This window comes from Paenibacillus sp. sgz302114 (genome assembly GCF_056120345.1).
Genome location: NZ_JBVYOI010000015.1, coordinates 19,722 through 35,713, shown reverse-complemented (window position 1 = coordinate 35,713; position 15,992 = coordinate 19,722). Strand labels below are relative to the sequence as shown.

General features: G+C 53.6%; 14 protein-coding genes. 8 read left to right on the top strand and 6 right to left on the bottom strand.

What is annotated here, in order from left to right:
- The first annotated feature begins 231 nt into the window (after positions 1–231).
- From AC0LWF_RS24260 to AC0LWF_RS24240, 5 genes are all read left to right on the top strand, one after another.
- Positions 232–693, top strand: a complete 462-nt coding sequence (locus AC0LWF_RS24260; protein ID WP_474654111.1) for a GNAT family N-acetyltransferase — start codon at positions 232–234, stop codon at positions 691–693.
- Positions 694–786: 93 nt separating this feature from the next.
- Positions 787–2,385 (top strand): plastocyanin/azurin family copper-binding protein, encoded by a 1,599-nt coding sequence (locus AC0LWF_RS24255; RefSeq protein WP_474654110.1) that lies wholly within the window; start codon positions 787–789, stop codon positions 2,383–2,385.
- Positions 2,386–2,395: 10 nt separating this feature from the next.
- Entirely contained in the window at positions 2,396–3,307 is a 912-nt protein-coding gene (locus AC0LWF_RS24250) for a cupredoxin domain-containing protein (protein WP_474654109.1), read from the top strand.
- A 97-nt stretch (positions 3,308–3,404) separates the two neighbouring features.
- Complete coding sequence (locus tag AC0LWF_RS24245; protein WP_474654108.1) at positions 3,405–3,977, top strand: RNA polymerase sigma factor; 573 nt, start codon at positions 3,405–3,407, stop codon at positions 3,975–3,977.
- Entirely contained in the window at positions 3,977–4,756 is a 780-nt protein-coding gene (locus AC0LWF_RS24240) for an anti-sigma factor (RefSeq protein ID WP_474654107.1), read from the top strand. The genes AC0LWF_RS24245 and AC0LWF_RS24240 overlap by 1 nt, the downstream gene beginning before the upstream one ends.
- 109 nt (positions 4,757–4,865) lie before the next feature.
- Here AC0LWF_RS24240 and AC0LWF_RS24235 read toward each other — a convergent pair whose 3' ends face one another.
- From AC0LWF_RS24235 to AC0LWF_RS24225, 3 genes are all read right to left on the bottom strand, one after another.
- Positions 4,866–6,740: a glycoside hydrolase family 127 protein gene (locus AC0LWF_RS24235; RefSeq protein ID WP_474654106.1), complete on the bottom strand. Its 1,875-nt coding sequence runs from the start codon at positions 6,738–6,740 to the stop codon at positions 4,866–4,868.
- A 134-nt stretch (positions 6,741–6,874) separates the two neighbouring features.
- Positions 6,875–9,211: an ATP-dependent DNA helicase gene (locus tag AC0LWF_RS24230; protein ID WP_474654105.1), complete on the bottom strand. Its 2,337-nt coding sequence runs from the start codon at positions 9,209–9,211 to the stop codon at positions 6,875–6,877.
- A gap of 81 nt (positions 9,212–9,292) precedes the next feature.
- Positions 9,293–9,673 carry a phage holin family protein gene (locus AC0LWF_RS24225; protein WP_474654104.1) on the bottom strand — a complete coding sequence of 127 codons (381 nt, stop codon included), beginning with the start codon at positions 9,671–9,673 and terminating at the stop codon, positions 9,293–9,295.
- Positions 9,674–9,868: 195 nt separating this feature from the next.
- On the opposite strand from AC0LWF_RS24225, the gene AC0LWF_RS24220 reads away from it, so the two are divergent.
- Entirely contained in the window at positions 9,869–10,282 is a 414-nt protein-coding gene (locus AC0LWF_RS24220) for a helix-turn-helix domain-containing protein (protein WP_474654171.1), read from the top strand.
- Between the two features lie 14 nt (positions 10,283–10,296).
- Positions 10,297–10,716 carry an ImmA/IrrE family metallo-endopeptidase gene (locus AC0LWF_RS24215; protein WP_474654103.1) on the top strand — a complete coding sequence of 140 codons (420 nt, stop codon included), beginning with the start codon at positions 10,297–10,299 and terminating at the stop codon, positions 10,714–10,716.
- Between the two features lie 51 nt (positions 10,717–10,767).
- Here AC0LWF_RS24215 and AC0LWF_RS24210 read toward each other — a convergent pair whose 3' ends face one another.
- From AC0LWF_RS24210 to add, 3 genes are all read right to left on the bottom strand, one after another.
- The gene (locus tag AC0LWF_RS24210) at positions 10,768–10,968 is read right to left on the bottom strand and encodes a cold-shock protein (protein ID WP_090575021.1); all 201 of its coding nucleotides are present in this window, start codon (positions 10,966–10,968) and stop codon (positions 10,768–10,770) included.
- 282 nt (positions 10,969–11,250) lie between these two features.
- Positions 11,251–12,369, bottom strand: coding sequence for a ThiF family adenylyltransferase (locus tag AC0LWF_RS24205; RefSeq protein WP_474654102.1), 1,119 nt, complete (start codon positions 12,367–12,369; stop codon positions 11,251–11,253).
- Positions 12,370–12,414: 45 nt separating this feature from the next.
- Positions 12,415–13,440: an adenosine deaminase gene (add, locus tag AC0LWF_RS24200; RefSeq protein WP_474654101.1), complete on the bottom strand. Its 1,026-nt coding sequence runs from the start codon at positions 13,438–13,440 to the stop codon at positions 12,415–12,417.
- 200 nt (positions 13,441–13,640) lie between these two features.
- On the opposite strand from add, the gene AC0LWF_RS24195 reads away from it, so the two are divergent.
- Positions 13,641–15,962: a bifunctional diguanylate cyclase/phosphodiesterase gene (locus AC0LWF_RS24195; RefSeq protein ID WP_474654100.1), complete on the top strand. Its 2,322-nt coding sequence runs from the start codon at positions 13,641–13,643 to the stop codon at positions 15,960–15,962.
- Positions 15,963–15,992 lie beyond the last annotated feature (30 nt).

Here is a 15,992-nt window from a genome sequence, read left to right as displayed (position 1 = left end):
AACTCCTTCTCGTTACGTCTTTCTCTCATTATTGAGCAAATGCTTGCGCTATTCAATCATTATCCTTTTCTTTACACAAACCTAACACAAAGTAACTACAAATAACGAATAAGCCTATTTTTCGTTGGACAACCAATAAAAACCTATCAATATAGCTTGTATTTGTGTTAGATTATATTACATAGTCATCATGTTTTTTCAAAGATTGTCTCGGAAAAGGAGCGATGCCCCTTGATCCACATTAGACGCTATTCCCCAGCCGACCACGACGACATTTGGCAGCTTCATCTGCTTGTCATATCTGCAGCAGGCGTGGAGCCGACGCACCATCATTACCATGATATTTTTCATATTGATGCGCAGTATCTCAGCAGCGGCGGCGACTTCATTGTCGGTACGAATGCCGATGGAATCGTTGTGGCAATGGGCGGGCTGAAGAAGCTGGATGAGGAGACGGCGGAGATCAAGCGGCTGCGCGTCCATCCCGAATACCAGCAGAACGGCTACGGTCAACGTATGCTGACGAAGCTTGAAGAGCGGGCGAAGGAGCTCGGCTTCCGCAACATCTATCTCGACGCCCTCACGAACCAGCTTGGGGCAAAGAAGCTCTTCCTTAATAATGGCTACGAACACCGCGGCGCCAGTGTCATTGACGGTTTCTGGATTAACGTGTACGAGAAGTCATTGCTATAATATTTTTTAAAATAATCCATTTCAGCTCAAACCGATTTGGGCTCTCCATCGTTACCTCCTAATGACAGCCACTATTAGAGGAGGAATTGACGAATGAAGAGAACAAGGTTTGGGCTCTTTTTGCTAGCATTCGCCTTATGCTTATCTTTACTGTTACCTGTACTTAGCGCTTCCGCAGAAGAAGAAACGAACGTTGCGGCAACCGATGCCGAAGCAGCCGCGAAGCTCGGCCTGCTGCTTGGGGACGGCAAAGGCGTTACGGGCGATTACTTAGGCAAAATGTCCACGCGACTCCAGGCCGCCATTATCTCCTTGCGCCTTCAGGGCAAGCTGCAGGATGCGCTTGCTTATACAGGTACGGATAGCTTCAGCGATTCCGCACTCGTAGGCAAAGCGAACAAACCGGTGCTCGCATACTTGAAAGCGCACGCAGAGCTCGGCTGGAACGGCACCGGCGGCGGCAAGTTTGACCCGCTGGAGATGATTAGCGCACAGCAGTTCTACAAAGTACTGCTCGAGGTGCTTGGATACAAATCCGGTACGGACTACAAGTACGCGGATACGCTTTCTTTTGCAGCAGGCAAAGGATTGAAGCAAATCGCGGGCGTGTCCATGCTGACAAACGACGATATTGCGACAGCTCTTATCGAATCGTTGAATGCGAAGACTCCGGCTGGTACGACGTTGTTTGCAAAGCTGCAAGCGGGCAGTGTCATTGCAGCATCCGCTGAGCAGCCTGGCGGTACGCGCATCGGACTGGGTACGAATGCGAAGCTCGGTACGTATCTAACCGACAGCGCAGGCCGCACGCTCTACTATTTCACAAAGGACGCAGCGAATCTCGAGTCGTGCCAGGGTCAATGCTTGACCGCTTGGCCGATCTTCTATGCCGACAAGCTGCAAATCCCATCCTCGTTGAACCCAGATGACTTCGGCGTGTATAAGCGCGCTGATGGTACAGAACAGACGACGTATAAAGGCTGGCCTCTGTACTATTTTGTAAAAGATATGGCTGCCGGTGACGTGAACGGCGAAGGCGTCGGCGGCGTCTGGTTCGTGGCTAAATCCGATTATGCCGCTATGCTAGGCACATCCACTACACTTGGCAACTATTTGACGGATGAAAATGGTCGCACGCTGTACTATTTTGACAAGGATACTCCGAATAAAAGCGTTTGCGAAGGCACTTGCCTCGTGAACTGGCCTGCTTATCTGGCGGACGGCAACAGTACGCCGACTGGCGTTGCGAGCTCCGACTTCGGTACGATTACACGCGCTGATGGCAGCAAACAAACGACCTACAAAGGCTATCCGCTGTACTACTTTATTAAAGACGCTGCGCACGGCGATTCGAACGGGCAAGCGGTCAACAACGTTTGGTTCGTGGTCAATCCAGCGAAATTCACGGGCACAACGGCAGGCACAGCAGCACCTGCGGTCAAGACATACCACGTCGACATTAAAGAATACTCCTTCGGCACTGGTCCGCTTACGGTTGAAGCAGGGTCTCAGATTATCTTCACGAATTACGATGATATGAAGCACAATGCCGTTGCAGTGGATGGCAGCTTCGAATCACCTCTTCTGGCAAAAGGCGAGTCGTACGCGATTACGCTAACGAAGCCAGGTACGTATGACTATTTCTGCGAGCCGCACAAAAAGTTTATGACCGGCCAAATTATTGTGAAATGAGTGAATGCTTATGACCAGGAACGGGGTGAACAGGAGACCAGTTACTCGGCGCAAAGGTTACTTCCTTCTCTGCCTGCTGCTCGTTGTCGTGCTAAGTCTGAGTGCTTGCGGCAAGAAAGATTCGGCGGCGGAGCAAAATCATCAGAATCATAACAATATGGCGATGGATGATTCGGCGGCGACGAATACGACGAATACGAAGACGGCGGACAATGCGTCTGGAGGGGATTCAACCGTCGCAGCTGACGACGGCTCATCCGCTGCGGTTGATGACGGGACGACGGCGGGCGGTTCGGATTCGAAGGATACCGGAACGACTGCTGCTGCCGGCGGCTCGGATGATTCGAAGAATAGCGGAGCTGCCGGTGATGTAAGCGGGGCCGACTCGAAGAGCGATGCAGCCGACGATCACGGCGGCCACACCAAAGGCGAAGCTGGCGATAATCATGGCGGTGGTGCCAAAGGCGAAGCTGGCGATGATCACGGCGGAGGCGCCAAAGGCGAAGCTGGCGACGATCACGGCGGCAAGGCACCGGCGAAGGATGCGGCGAAGCCTGCTGTGACGAAGCCGCAGACATCGAAGCCTGCTGATAAACCGGCGACGAAGCCGAGCACTAAGCCTGCGACCGACAAGCCTGCGGCCGGCAGCACAGATACGAAGCCGCAGAGCAAGCAGTATGTGGTGGAAATTAAGGATTTCGGATTTACGCCGGACACATTGACCATTCACCCGGGCGATACGGTCAAGTTCATTAACCGGGACGACGTGAAGCATACGGCGACGGCTGATGATGGCAGCTTCGACACGGACTTGCTCGGCAAAGATGAAGGCAAAGTCATTACCTTTGACAAAGAAGGCGTATTCTCTTATTACTGCACGCCGCATCCTGGCATGCAGGCGACGATCACCGTTGCCAAATAATATGCGCAGGGTAACCATCCGAGCAGGAAGGTTACCCTGTATGCATGATTTTGGTATACTAGCTTGTAATTGATGTCTGACCGGGAGGCCGGCTCACATGAACAATCTTGGCGATTATGAATTGATGCTGCTCATCAAATGCAAACAGCAGAAGGCGCTATCTACTCTTTACGATCGCTACGGAGCGCTCGTCTATTCCTTTGCGTTCAAGGCGCTCAAGGACGAACCGGCTGCACGGGATATCGTGCAGTCCGTCTTCATCCGGCTGTGGACGACCGAGTCGGACTACAACCCAGAGAAGGGCCGGTTCACGAGCTGGCTGCTTACCGTCACGCGCAATATGACGACGGACTGGCTGCGCAAGCAGCGGCGGCAGAACGCTCCGCTCCTATCTTTTGCACCCGAGGAGCTCGACCGTATTCCCGATTCGAGCGCACCGTCACCGGAGGATCGCGCGGAACGGGAGTCTTTCAAGGATCAGATTCGCAGCGCCTATCAGCATTTGTCCACGCAGCAGATCATGCTGCTTGAGCATTTCTATTGGCAGGGTTACAGCTTAAGCGAGCTAGCCGCCGCTTATAATCAGCCGCTTGGCACCGTAAAGAACCGACTGCATCAGACGTTAAAAATATTGCGCAGACATATGCCGGCAGAAGAGGAGGGAATGTGATGGAGAAGAGAGAACAGCAGCTGCCGCCAGCATGCGAGCTTTGCCTCGAGTATGTATCGGATGCCTGCAACGCAGAGGAGAAAGCAGCCTTTGAACTTCATCTCCCTCACTGCGAAGCCTGCCAGCAGGAGCTCCAGGAATTGCGCACGGTATGGGAGGCGCTTCCCACGGATATTCACCAAATCGAACCACCGCCTGACTTGAAGCAGCAGGTCATGGACGCCGCTCTTGCCGCTCAGCCGGCAGACAACGGCCGATCCTTGCGCCGTTCGGCTGCGAGAAGAAGACACTCCCTATTCCGGAAGCTGACCCCCGCTCTACTGACTGCAGCAGTAGCCGGCCTCGTGCTCATGGGCGCATGGAACTGGCAGCTGCGCAGCGAGCAGCAGCGAGCACCACTTCCCGTTGAGCAGGCGCTGAACGTATCAGCCGCTCAAATTAAGGAGCTCGTCCCACTCCAAGCCGCAGGCAAGCTCGCCGGCAAATCATCCGGCGTCGCTTGTATCGTCGACAACGGGCAGAGCAGGCAGTTCGTCGTCTATTTGTTCGGAGCTGCGACAACGAGCGGCAGCGAAGCCTATCAAATCTGGCTCGTGAAGGACGGCGTCCGCAAGAGCGCAGGCACGTTCCGTGTCGGTCCATCTGACCGAGGAGTCGGGTTGCTCGCGATGCCGATGGAGTCAGCAAAGCTGGATTTTGACAGCATCGGCATTACGATTGAGCCCGATGATAAAGGCGATCATCCGCGCGGGACGAAGGTGTACGGCTCCTCCGTGTGACCGCCCCTGCCGCATCGAACGCGGAATAAACGAGCTCACTATACAACAAAGAAGCCATAGCTGGTCGCATTGCTGCTGACCCGCTATGGCTTCTTCTACTCATAAACGACTAAAACCGATACAAAGTATGCGCCTGCTTCTCTTTCATCCAAACTTGCATAAATCCTGGCTCTCGATTGTCCCACGCATAGTAAGGAACAAGCGTCACCTGATTGCCGTTTGCCGCTTTGCCTGTCAGAACGACAACCCCGCCGAGCAGATCTGCCCGATGCTCAGTTGCAAACGGAGCGGCTGCCGAAACTTCGAACTGATCGTACGCCAACGCCTCGTTGTCGATGCCTTCCGCGCAATACACGACCGGACCGCGCTGGAACGCAACACGTCCAGCGTTGCTGACGACTTCCTCTCGGGAACGTACAGCCTCGACAGCCATATCCAAGCTGAGCGCAATGGTGTCGCCTGCTTTCCACGCCCTACTCAGCGTCACATAACCTTTGCCCACCAACAGATCGGCGCCTCGAACCGCACTGCCATTGACGGAAACGCCATAGCCTCGGCACCAGCCCGGAATTCGCAGCTTAATCTCAAACGCATTGCCGTGAGCAGTGCCACCGCCGCCATCCCCCTCAGCTCCCGCGACCGCCCCAACCGTCAGCTCGATTTGTCCACTCCACGGATAAGAGGTCTTCTGCTCCAACGTGATAGCAGTGCCCTCAGCCCCAGCTTCGCACGAAGCAGTGCCGCTCACATACTGGTTCACGACAAGCCCATCGTCCGTGCGACTATACACATAACCGCCAATCGAAGGGAGGAACCGAACGAGGTTCGTCGGACAGCATGAGCAGTCGAACCAAGGCACACGATGATGATTGCCTTCGGAAGCGAGTGGATTGACATAGAAGAACCGGTCGCCGGATAGCGAAATGCCAGCAAGTGCGCCGTTAAACATCTCACGCTCGATAATGTCCGCATACTTCGCATCACCTGTCAGCAGGTTCATCCGATGATTCCACAGCACCATCGCAATCGCGGCGCACGTTTCGCAATAGGCACTGTCATTCGGCAGGTCGAAGTCATGCGTAAACCCTTCATTATGTCTCGATGGACCGATTCCGCCCGTTATGTACATATTCCGTTCGACCGTATGCTCCCATACTCTATGCAGCGCATCCATATAGGTCGTATCGCCGGATACGTGCACAACATCGGCCATCGCCGTGTACAAGTACATGGCGCGGACAGCGTGTCCTTTCACTTCCTTAATGTCCCGAACCGGCACGTCGTCCTGACAATAGGCTGGCCCCCACTCTTTATTATCCCAAATCGCGCCAACGCCGTGTCCATGTCCCCGCTCTTCAAGGAGCCATAGCGCCAGCTTCCAATAGCGCTCCTCGCCCGTTACCCGAAACAGCTTCACCAGCGCGAGCTCGATCTCCTCATGCCCTTCCACCCAGTGGCGCTTGCCCGGGCCGAACACCGAATCGTAATGATCGGCAAGTCTGCAGGCCACGTCAAGCAGCACTCTTTTGCCCGTCGCTTCGTAATACGCAACCGCCGCTTCAATGAGATGACCGCCATTGTACATTTCGTGCTTCTCCATGTCCGTCCACTTCTCATCCGGCTTGACGAGTGTATAGTACGTGCACAGATAGCCGTCTTCCTCCTGCGCGGCAGCAATCAGGCCGATAATGCGGTCAATCTCCGCCTCCAGCACCGCGTCACGGTTCGTCATCAAGCTGTAAGCAGCACCTTCAAGCACCTTATATACATCGGAATCGTTAAAATAAATGCCTTCGAACTCGCCATCCACTAGCTCAGCCGCTTTGGCAAAATTGCTAATCCGCCCCGTCTCTTCGCTCTTCGTCAGGCAGAGCGGCAGTGTCACCTGTGTCAATAGATCAAGCCTCGGCCGCCAAAAGCTATCCTCAATCCTCACCTGATTAAACGGAATACCCTGCCACTTCTGCTGTTTCGTTCCTTGCATTTGATTATGACCACCTTTCTCCCTCTGCACGAAATGTACGGATGCTCATCTACTATCCCTTTCATAGTACACCCAAAACTTGGATGAGCGGAACAGGAATAATGTCAAAAAGCTCTCTACCACTATTATCGCTTTTATGTCCGCAACACCTGATAGTCCAGCCACTCCTGCGGCAGCAGCCGATTATACCGAGGCTGCAGATAGCGGTCGTCAATCAGCAGCAAGCTTCCTCTGTCGTCCTCTGACCGGATGAGACGGCCGCCCGCCTGCAGCACTTTATTCATGCCGGGGAACAGAAACGTATATTCGAAGCCGTTTCTCCCAGTCTCATCGAAATACGCCTTCATAATATCGCGCTCCAGGCCGACCTGCGGCAGTCCGACGCCGACGACGGCTACGCCGATCAGGCGGTCGCGGGCGAGGTCGATCCCCTCCGAGAAAATGCCGCCCATGACGGCGAACCCAATTAGCGTTTCTTGCGTATCCGCCTGAAAAGCAGCCAAAAACCGCTCCCGCTCCTCCTCCGACATTCGCGTCGCTTGCACGATTGCTCTCATGCGCCCTGCTTCTATTTCACCCTGATTGGCTATTAGGAACCGCTCTACCGCATCATTCATATACGCGTACGAAGGGAAGAACACGAGATAGTTGCCCTGCCGCTGACCCGCCATCCACCCGATCTGCTCCACAACCCGATCAATCGTCCGCTCCCGATCCTGATAGCGCGTCGACAGTGGACTAATGCTCACCTCTAGCTGTTCCGATGTGAACGGGGACGGCACCACGACCGAATAATCCGTTTCGATGCTGCCGCCGAGCATATCCATATAATAATGGAGCGGTGTCAGCGTCGCCGAGAAAAACACCATGGACCTGTATCCTTTGCTCATCGTGCGCAGCAGATGCGACGGATCCAAGCAGAACAGCTTCATATGCACTTCGCTCCGCTCGCATTCGGTGTACGTGACATACCGCTCATCGTACAGCTTGGCGATACGAACGAAGCTCTGACAGCGAAAATACAGCTCCAGCAGCTGCGGGTTCGCCTCCCCGCTGTTAGCACTGAGCAGCTCCCGCTCCGCCTCCGTTATGAACTGCTCAACGAGACCGACCAGTGCCTCCGGCAGCTCTCTGGTCACCTCTTGCTGCTTCTCACCGATGGATTTACGCAGCGCGATGAAGTACTCGTTCACAGCTTTGGCCGCTGTGTAGACGGCAGGTGCAGTAAGGCTTGGCCTCCCTTTGTAGGCTCGCCGCATCTCTAGAAAATCCGCTTTATCGAGCGTGCTCGAGTACATCTCTCGCGCCCGGTCTACGAGATTATGCGCTTCATCTATAAGCACTGCAGTGCGCCGCTTCTGCTCCTCGAACATGCGCTTCAAGTTGACGCGCGGGTCGAAGACGTAATTGTAATCGCATATCATGGCGTCGGCCCCGTAAGCCGCATCCAGCGCAAATTCGAACGGACATACCGTATGCTTGCGCGCGTACGTCTCGATCACTTCACGGGTAATGCGCGTTTCGTTCGTGCGAAGGTCGAGCAGCGCCTCGTTAATCCGATCGTAGTAGCCGTTTGCGTAGGGGCAGTGCTCCTTGGAACAGCGCACCTCCTCCTGGAAGCAGATCTTCTCCTTGGCGGTCAGCGTGACGACTTGCAAGTGCAGCCCTCTCGCCTCCAGCAGTGCAAAAGCTTCCTCAGCCGATGTTCGAGTGATCGTCTTCGCCGTCAAATAAACAACCCGCTGCAGCACGCCCTCCCCGATTGCCTTGACCGCCGGGAAGATCGTCGAGATCGTCTTGCCGATGCCTGTCGGCGCCTTGGCAAACAGCTTGTGCTTGCTTGCAATCGACTGGTAGACCGCCCCCGCCAGCTTGCGCTGTCCCTCCCGATAAGCCGGAAAAGGAAACGCCAGCTCCTTGATGCTGCGGTCGCGCTTCTCCTGATGCTCCACCTGCTGTGCCGCGCGCGCGTAGTAGCAGCTAATCATTTCGTGGACAAACCGCTCCAGCTCGGACGCAGTTAACGTCTGTTGGAAGCGCCGCTCCTCTTCTGTATCTACCTGCACATATGTCAGCTGCACCGTTATTCCTTGGAGACCACGCTCCTGCGCGATGATGTAGGCGTAGCACTTGGCCTGCGCCCAGTGAACGGGATAAGTGTGCTCGGGGAGCTCCGGCAGCTTGCCGGAGGTGGACTTGATTTCGTCAACGGTCAGGAGAGCGTCTTCTCCGGCTGGCGCAAGAAGTCCATCGCAGCGCCCGTCAATGACAAAGAGGAGATCGTCCCGCTCGATCTCCGTACTCACGTAAACTTCCTTCTCATCCTGCTCGCCGTACTGCTTCTGAATGCGCTGATGCGCCTTCGTCCCTTCCGTCATGGAGGCAGCCGTATGAAACCCCGACTCGATATCCCCACTTAAATACGCATACTCCACGAGCGATCGCACCGACAGCTGCACTTTTTTTGGCATTTTATCTCCTGTTATATAAGACCGGAATTCGAACGTTTGTTCTTTTATTGTAGCATAAGCTTGTCCCGCGGCAAGCATCAATTACAACCTTGTCTTACGGCTACGCTTCTCATTCTTATGTTCGCTAAGCTGCTCTAGAAAATCCTTTATCACCCTAGGAAGCGGAATCCCATTGGCACCTAAATGCTCGATGAGAGACAGCCCTTCACGCCCGCAGTAGAAATAAATAGCTGCCGTACGAAAAATCGGCACACCGTGCTCGTTCCACCCATCCAGCATCGACGCAAGCCCCACAATGAACAAAATGAGCATTTTGCGGACAATACTCCAGCCGACCACATCGGCATTGACCGTTCCGTATCTAATTGCACGCAAGAAACCCGTAACATACTCCGCAATAATAAGCACAAGTAGCACTTGCAGTGCTTTATCCCACCCTCCAAGCGCCGCAAAAAACAACATATTAATTTCCCTCCTTCGCCTAATTATGAACGAAACAAGCACAGTCCAATTTTCTTGGATACAGAAATATTAGTCCCATATTCTTGGGATGTCAATCAGTTAATATGAGTTACTTGAATAAATATTGCTTTATTTCTATGATGTAGTACAATATACTTGAACTTACATACGAACAGGTGGTCGGTAGATGTGTTAATGGATCGTTTAAAGGAGCGGCGCAAAGCGATGAATTATACACAAGAGCAATTAGCGGAGCTTGTAAATGCGAAGAAAACGACAATATCCAACTATGAGACTGGCTATAGCACCCCGAACAATGAAATGCTAGGCGACCTCGCGGATGTGCTGCATACGACCGCCGACTATTTGCTTGGACGTTCTGAGAATCCCGTTTCGCTTGATGCCGCAGGCGGCACAGCTGCGATTCCAGAGTTTGCGACTCGCAAGGACGTCAAAGATTTCAAAACCTTTTTAAATCAGCAAGAGGTTATGTTTGATGGCGTACCGCTGACTGCGGAGGAAAAAGCAAGAGTGCTTGGTTTTATGGAGGGCATGTTCTGGGATGCCAAAAAAATGAATAAACGGAGCAAGCCGCGCTCGGAAGGCTGATTTGGGGGAATAGAATGAGCATTGAACAGACTGTCTGCAAGCTTGTTCGTAAACATGGCACCGCCGACCCTTTCAAGCTGGCAGCTCATTTGAAAGTAAACGTTCAGTTCCTTGACCTGCCGGACAACTGCCGGGGCTATTATCTTCGCACACTGCGGCGGCGGTTTATTGCGATTAACCAGAACCTCTCCGACATATGGCAGCGGGTTGTCTGCGCACATGAGCTCGGACATGACCAGCTGCATCGAGGAATTAGCCGCTTCTTCCTGGACGAGCGTTCCTTCTTCGTAGCAGGTCGATATGAGACAGAAGCGAATGAATTTGCGGTTCAGCTGCTGCTGCACAATGAACAACCCGATGAAGGCGAGTCGATCGACACATACTTTATGAGGAACAACATCCCAACCGAGCTGACCCGTTATTATGACCAATAAAAAAACTGCCCTTAACATAAGTTAAGGGCAGTTCCATTGTTCGCTATAAAACTACAGTTTTACAACGTTTTCTGCTTGTGGTCCACGGTTGCCTTGAACAACGTTGAACTCAACGCGTTGGCCTTCGTCAAGAGTCTTGAAGCCTTCGCCTACGATTGCGGAGAAATGTACGAATACATCGTTGCCGCCTTCAACTTCGATGAAGCCGAAACCTTTCTCAGCGTTAAACCATTTAACTGTTCCTTGTTGCATTGGGAATTACCTCCAAAATTAAATTAACATGTACTTTTTATTCGTTTACGACAAATAAAAAAATCACACATTGAAAAAGGTACCATCTCGCACAAATGACAACCCTTTTCAATATGTGAATTCAGGTTCTTTTATGACTAAGATCATATTAGCATATCTATGGTTGAAAAGCAATGAACTTCTTAGGCCTCGAGTACCTCTGCAGAGAACGGGGAAAACCTTTGCCCTCTGCTATTATAAGCAGTCGAGACCTTTTCTATACTCAGTTTACCAAAAAATAATTTAAGACCCGATATACCGGTCATACAAGGTTTGTGCACGCGCCAAATCTTCAGTCCCTTGGACGAGCACACGTCCATCCGGGAAGACGACAAGCCGTTCGCCTTCGGGCAACTCAACCTTCAGCAGATATGGATTGCGGGTCACGGTGCATGATCGTTCGAGCCGCTCGGCCATTTGCTGCAAATGAAGCGGTCGCTTGCCGCTGATCTGGACCGTTTCGCGGCCGCACAAGGTTACCGGCCGTTGTTGATGATCGGCATCACTCGCTTGCAGCGAAGGATATTGTTTCAGGCTGCACGTCGGGCAGCTCGTCCGCTGCGGAGGAAGCTTGAGATCCATCATCTGGTGCTGCCAAATCTCCAGCGATAGGAGCCCTTGGCGCTGCGCATCGGTTGCGCCGACCATGAATTTCAGCGCCTCGACCGCTTGCAGGGAAGCGATGATGTCGATAATCGGCGAGATGACGCCGACCGTATCGCAGGTGTCGCCGCCGCCTCCGCTGTCGCCGGAACCTAGCAGGCAGCGAAGGCAAGAGGTTTGACCGGGGATGAACACCGCGGTCATGCCGTGGGAGCTAACAGCGCCGCCGTAGATGAACGGGATGCCAAGCTTGAAGCAGACATCGTTCAGGAGCAACCGCGTCTGGAAGTTATCCGTGCCATCGAGCACCAGATCGGCACCGGTAATCAGAGCTTCGGCATTATCTGCCGTCACATGCGAGACGATCGGATCGATCGTGATGTCGCTATTGATGCGCGAGAGCTTCCGCTCGGCGGCTACAACCTTCGGCCGGACCTGCTGCACGTCTTCTTCGTCGTACAGCATCTGCCGCTGCAGGTTGCTTCGCTCGACGTAGTCGCGGTCAATAATGCGCAGCTTGCCGACGCCCGCTCTCGCCATATGATTGGCGATAACGGTTCCAAGCGCTCCCATACCGACTACGACAACCGTGGCGGCGGCGATCTTCTGCTGCCCGCTAATGCCAATCGGCGGGAACAGCAGCTGCCGCGAATAGCGCTCCCGCTGTGAGGTGCGCTCGCCGACGCCGCCGCTTGCCGCTTCGCGGTGCTCATCGTCATTATTGTTCCGTCCCGATTGCGTGGATGACGATTGATCCAAGTTCGTTTGCTCCTTTCAAATACAACTAGCTGCGAATGCTCGCATTTATTTGATGCCGAGCGCCGCCAAATCCTTCTCCACGCGCTGCTTCAGCTCCTTCTTCACCGAATCCTCAAGGAACGCTGCGTTTACGCCATTACGAATAACAGCAGCCAGCTCCGAGTCGGTAAAATCGAACCGTTCCGACACGATCCGGTATTCACGCGCAATGTCGGTGCCGGAGACGCTCGGATTGTCCGTATTCAACGTTACGAGCAGCCCTTTCTCGAAGTACTCGCGAATCGGATACACATCCCAGTCCGCTACAGCCTTCGTCTGAATGTTGCTCACCGGGCACATTTCAAGCGGAATCCGCTGCTCCAGAATCATTTGCAGAATAGCGGGATTTTCCCGAAGCCGTACACCGTGCCCGATCCGCGAAGCACCCAGATTCTTCACCGCTTCATAGACGTTCTGAGCCCCTGCCGCCTCTCCGGCATGAATGGTCACCGGCAGCGACCGCTTATGCGCAAGCGCGAACACCCCACGGAACAGCTCCGGCGGGAACGAAGCTTCATCGCCAGCCAAATCAACGGCAACGAGCCCTTTTCCTTCAAATTTCGCAGCAGCTTCAATAACCTCAAGATTCTGCTGCTGCTCGTGATTCCGCATGCAGATCGCGATTACTCGGCCAACAATGTCGAACTCCTGCTCCGCCCGCTTCATGCCCGCGATGACATGATGGATGGTCTCATCAGTCTGCAACCCCCGGCGGCGATGCAGCTGCGGCGCGAAACGCACTTCTATGTAACGGCAATTATGCGAGGCCGCCTGCGCCAGCGTCTCGTAAGCAACACGCTCCAGAGCTGCACCAGACTGCATGAACCGGGTCGTAAAATCGAATTTGCTGAGGTATTCCGGCAAGCTGCGGCAATCATCATCCACCTGCATGTACGGAATCAGCCCAGCTTCATCGGTGACAGGAAGCTCGATACCTTCAGCTGCGGCAATCGCCATCGCCGTGACTGGACGCAGGCTGCCATCCAGATGAACATGCAGATCAACTTTCGGCAGCAGATGCCATCTATTCATACCAATCCTCTTCCTCTCGGTTTGAGATGCGTATCTATGTATTTCTATCATAATCGAATCGGACCAGCTCTATGTTGACCCTTTTGCAATAATTTATCACTCTTGTGACAGTCCATTATACCGAACTCGGCAGGAATTTGTCGATTTATGCCGAATGCTTCGTATGGGTTAACAATGAATCTTGAAGGGGCGATAACGTAATGGATACACTATCCCAGCATGCCCCTCTGCGATATAATGCACCGCGCAGAATTTGGCTCCTTATCATGCTTATCACAGTCTTGCTTGGCAGCAGCTTCTACTGGGTGACAGACATTTACAGCGAGTGGATGCACAAGGATCTCGATCATGATGCATCCGTCGAGCTAGCCGCCAATGCCTCCTCGCTTACACTTGCGCTCGAGCGCAGAATGCTTCTCTCTGATGGACTGAAAGCGTTCATCGATACATCCATTATGAGCGGCAATACGCTCAGCCAAAAGCAGTTCGATACATTCGCCGTCCATTTTGTTCAACCGATGCATGGCATCCGCAATTTATCCGTCTACCCCGGCGGCATCGCCAAATTCGTTTATCCGCTAAAAAGCAATGAGAGCATCATCGGCCTCAACCTCTTAACCCATGAAAATCCAGCTATACGTCAAAATGCCGAGCGGACGAAGCAGACCGACCAAAAGACGATTCTCGGTCCCTTCGAGCTGACGCAAGGCGGTCTTGGCCTCTTGACCCGGCAGTCTATCTTCATAAACAACGAGTTCTGGGGCTTCGTCTCTGTTGTGCTTGATGTGCCTCCCATCCTCGCCGAGGCTGGTTTGACGAAGGAGAATAAAGGCATCGAGATGGCAGTGCGAGCCAATGGAAAAACGATATTCGGAGATGCTGCGCTGTTCGAACGCTCGCCACAGCTCACAACGGTTCGTCTGAGCGAAGGAACATGGCAGCTGGCAGGCGTGCCGACCACGGCCAAAGCAGCGTTTATTGATACGAAAATCCGCGTTATTCGTCTGCTATGCTCGCTCGGATGCGCCCTGCTCATCTACATTATCTACCTTCAGCTTACCCAGAAGCATAAGCTCCAAGCAATGGTCAAGGAACGGACGAGCAACTTGATGACCGCGAATACACAGCTGGCAGCCACCTTCGATAAGCTTAGCGAGGCAGAGGATGCGCTGCGTAAGCAGTACCTGCTGCTCGAAGGAAGCGAGCGGAATTTGCGTAAGGTCGCTTTCCACGACACGGTGACAGGGCTTCACAACCGGATGTTTTTTCAGGAACACTTAGACGCCGTCGTCACCTCTCATACTGCCCTCGACGAGCGGTTCGCGCTGTTCTTCATTGATCTCGACCAGTTCAAGCTCATTAATGATACGGTTGGTCATTCTTATGGGGATTTGCTGCTGCAAGAGGTCGGCCAGCGCCTGAAGCAGCCTCTCAATGAGGGAGAATCGCTTTCGCGGATTGGCGGCGATGAATTTACGATTATTTTGCCTACGCTAACCGATTTGACGCAGGTGCACCAGCTCGCTCAGCGACTGGTCAATCTGTTCTATGAACCGTTCCTGCTGCAGCAGATTGAATATTTCGTCACCGCCAGCATCGGAATAACGATCTTCCCCGACCACAGCCAGGATGCCAACACACTTATGAAATACGCGGATGCGGCGATGTATCAGGCGAAGGAAGAGGGAAAAAACACTTACCGGATCTACGACGATACCTTGAATGCCGATTTGCAGCAGAAAATGTACATTAAGAACAGTCTGCGGCGCGCGCTCGACCACCAGGAGTTCGAATTGTTCTATCAGCCGCAGATTGAGCTTGCAACAGGACGCATCGCCGGCCTTGAAGCACTGCTGCGCTGGACTCACCCGAAGATCGGCCCCATCTCGCCGACCGTCTTCATTCCGATTGCCGAAGAATCAGGGCTGATGATTCCGATTGGCGAATGGGTGCTGCGCACGGCTTGCGCGCAGAACAAAGCGTGGCAGGATGCGGGCTTGCCGCCGGTCACCATCGCAGTTAACCTGTCGGCGCGGCAGTTCGCGCCGCGCTACGATCTGGCGGCGCAAGTGAAAGCGATCCTCGCCGAGACCGGGCTCGATCCCGCTTATCTGGAGCTTGAGATCACGGAGAACATGGCGATGCACGACAACAATGCCGCCGTCTTGCAGGAGCTGCGCAGCGACAATGTGCGGGTGTCCATCGATGATTTCGGCACGTATTATTCTTCGCTGAGCTACTTGAAACGGCTGCCCGTCGACAAGATCAAGATTGACCGCTCCTTCGTCATTGGCATCGGCAAGGAGCCCAAGGATGAGGCTATCATACTCGCTATGCTGCTGCTGGCCAAACATATGGAGCTGACGATCATCGCCGAGGGCGTCGAAACAAGCGAGCAGCTTGCTTTCTTGCAAAATGGCGAGTGCCACGAGATTCAAGGCTACTTCTACTATCCGCCGAAATCGGCCGAAACCGCGCAGCACATTCTACGCAATCATACAAAAGGGCTGGCCATCATTTGATGGTCAGCCCAAATAGTAGACAGGTGAAAT

Excerpts from the sequence above, each read along its gene's own strand:
- AC0LWF_RS24255 (WP_474654110.1), top strand. The coding sequence starts at position 787 with ATGAAGAGAACAAGGTTTGGGCTCTTTTTGCTAGCATTCGCCTTATGC.
- AC0LWF_RS24250 (WP_474654109.1), top strand. The coding sequence starts at position 2,396 with ATGACCAGGAACGGGGTGAACAGGAGACCAGTTACTCGGCGCAAAGGT.
- AC0LWF_RS24245 (WP_474654108.1), top strand. The coding sequence starts at position 3,405 with ATGAACAATCTTGGCGATTATGAATTGATGCTGCTCATCAAATGCAAA.
- AC0LWF_RS24240 (WP_474654107.1), top strand. The coding sequence starts at position 3,977 with ATGGAGAAGAGAGAACAGCAGCTGCCGCCAGCATGCGAGCTTTGCCTC.
- AC0LWF_RS24235 (WP_474654106.1), bottom strand. The coding sequence starts at position 6,740 with ATGCAAGGAACGAAACAGCAGAAGTGGCAGGGTATTCCGTTTAATCAG.
- AC0LWF_RS24230 (WP_474654105.1), bottom strand. The coding sequence starts at position 9,211 with ATGCCAAAAAAAGTGCAGCTGTCGGTGCGATCGCTCGTGGAGTATGCG.
- AC0LWF_RS24225 (WP_474654104.1), bottom strand. The coding sequence starts at position 9,673 with ATGTTGTTTTTTGCGGCGCTTGGAGGGTGGGATAAAGCACTGCAAGTG.
- AC0LWF_RS24220 (WP_474654171.1), top strand. The coding sequence starts at position 9,869 with ATGGATCGTTTAAAGGAGCGGCGCAAAGCGATGAATTATACACAAGAG.
- AC0LWF_RS24215 (WP_474654103.1), top strand. The coding sequence starts at position 10,297 with ATGAGCATTGAACAGACTGTCTGCAAGCTTGTTCGTAAACATGGCACC.
- AC0LWF_RS24210 (WP_090575021.1), bottom strand. The coding sequence starts at position 10,968 with ATGCAACAAGGAACAGTTAAATGGTTTAACGCTGAGAAAGGTTTCGGC.
- add (WP_474654101.1), bottom strand. The coding sequence starts at position 13,440 with ATGAATAGATGGCATCTGCTGCCGAAAGTTGATCTGCATGTTCATCTG.
- AC0LWF_RS24195 (WP_474654100.1), top strand. The coding sequence starts at position 13,641 with ATGGATACACTATCCCAGCATGCCCCTCTGCGATATAATGCACCGCGC.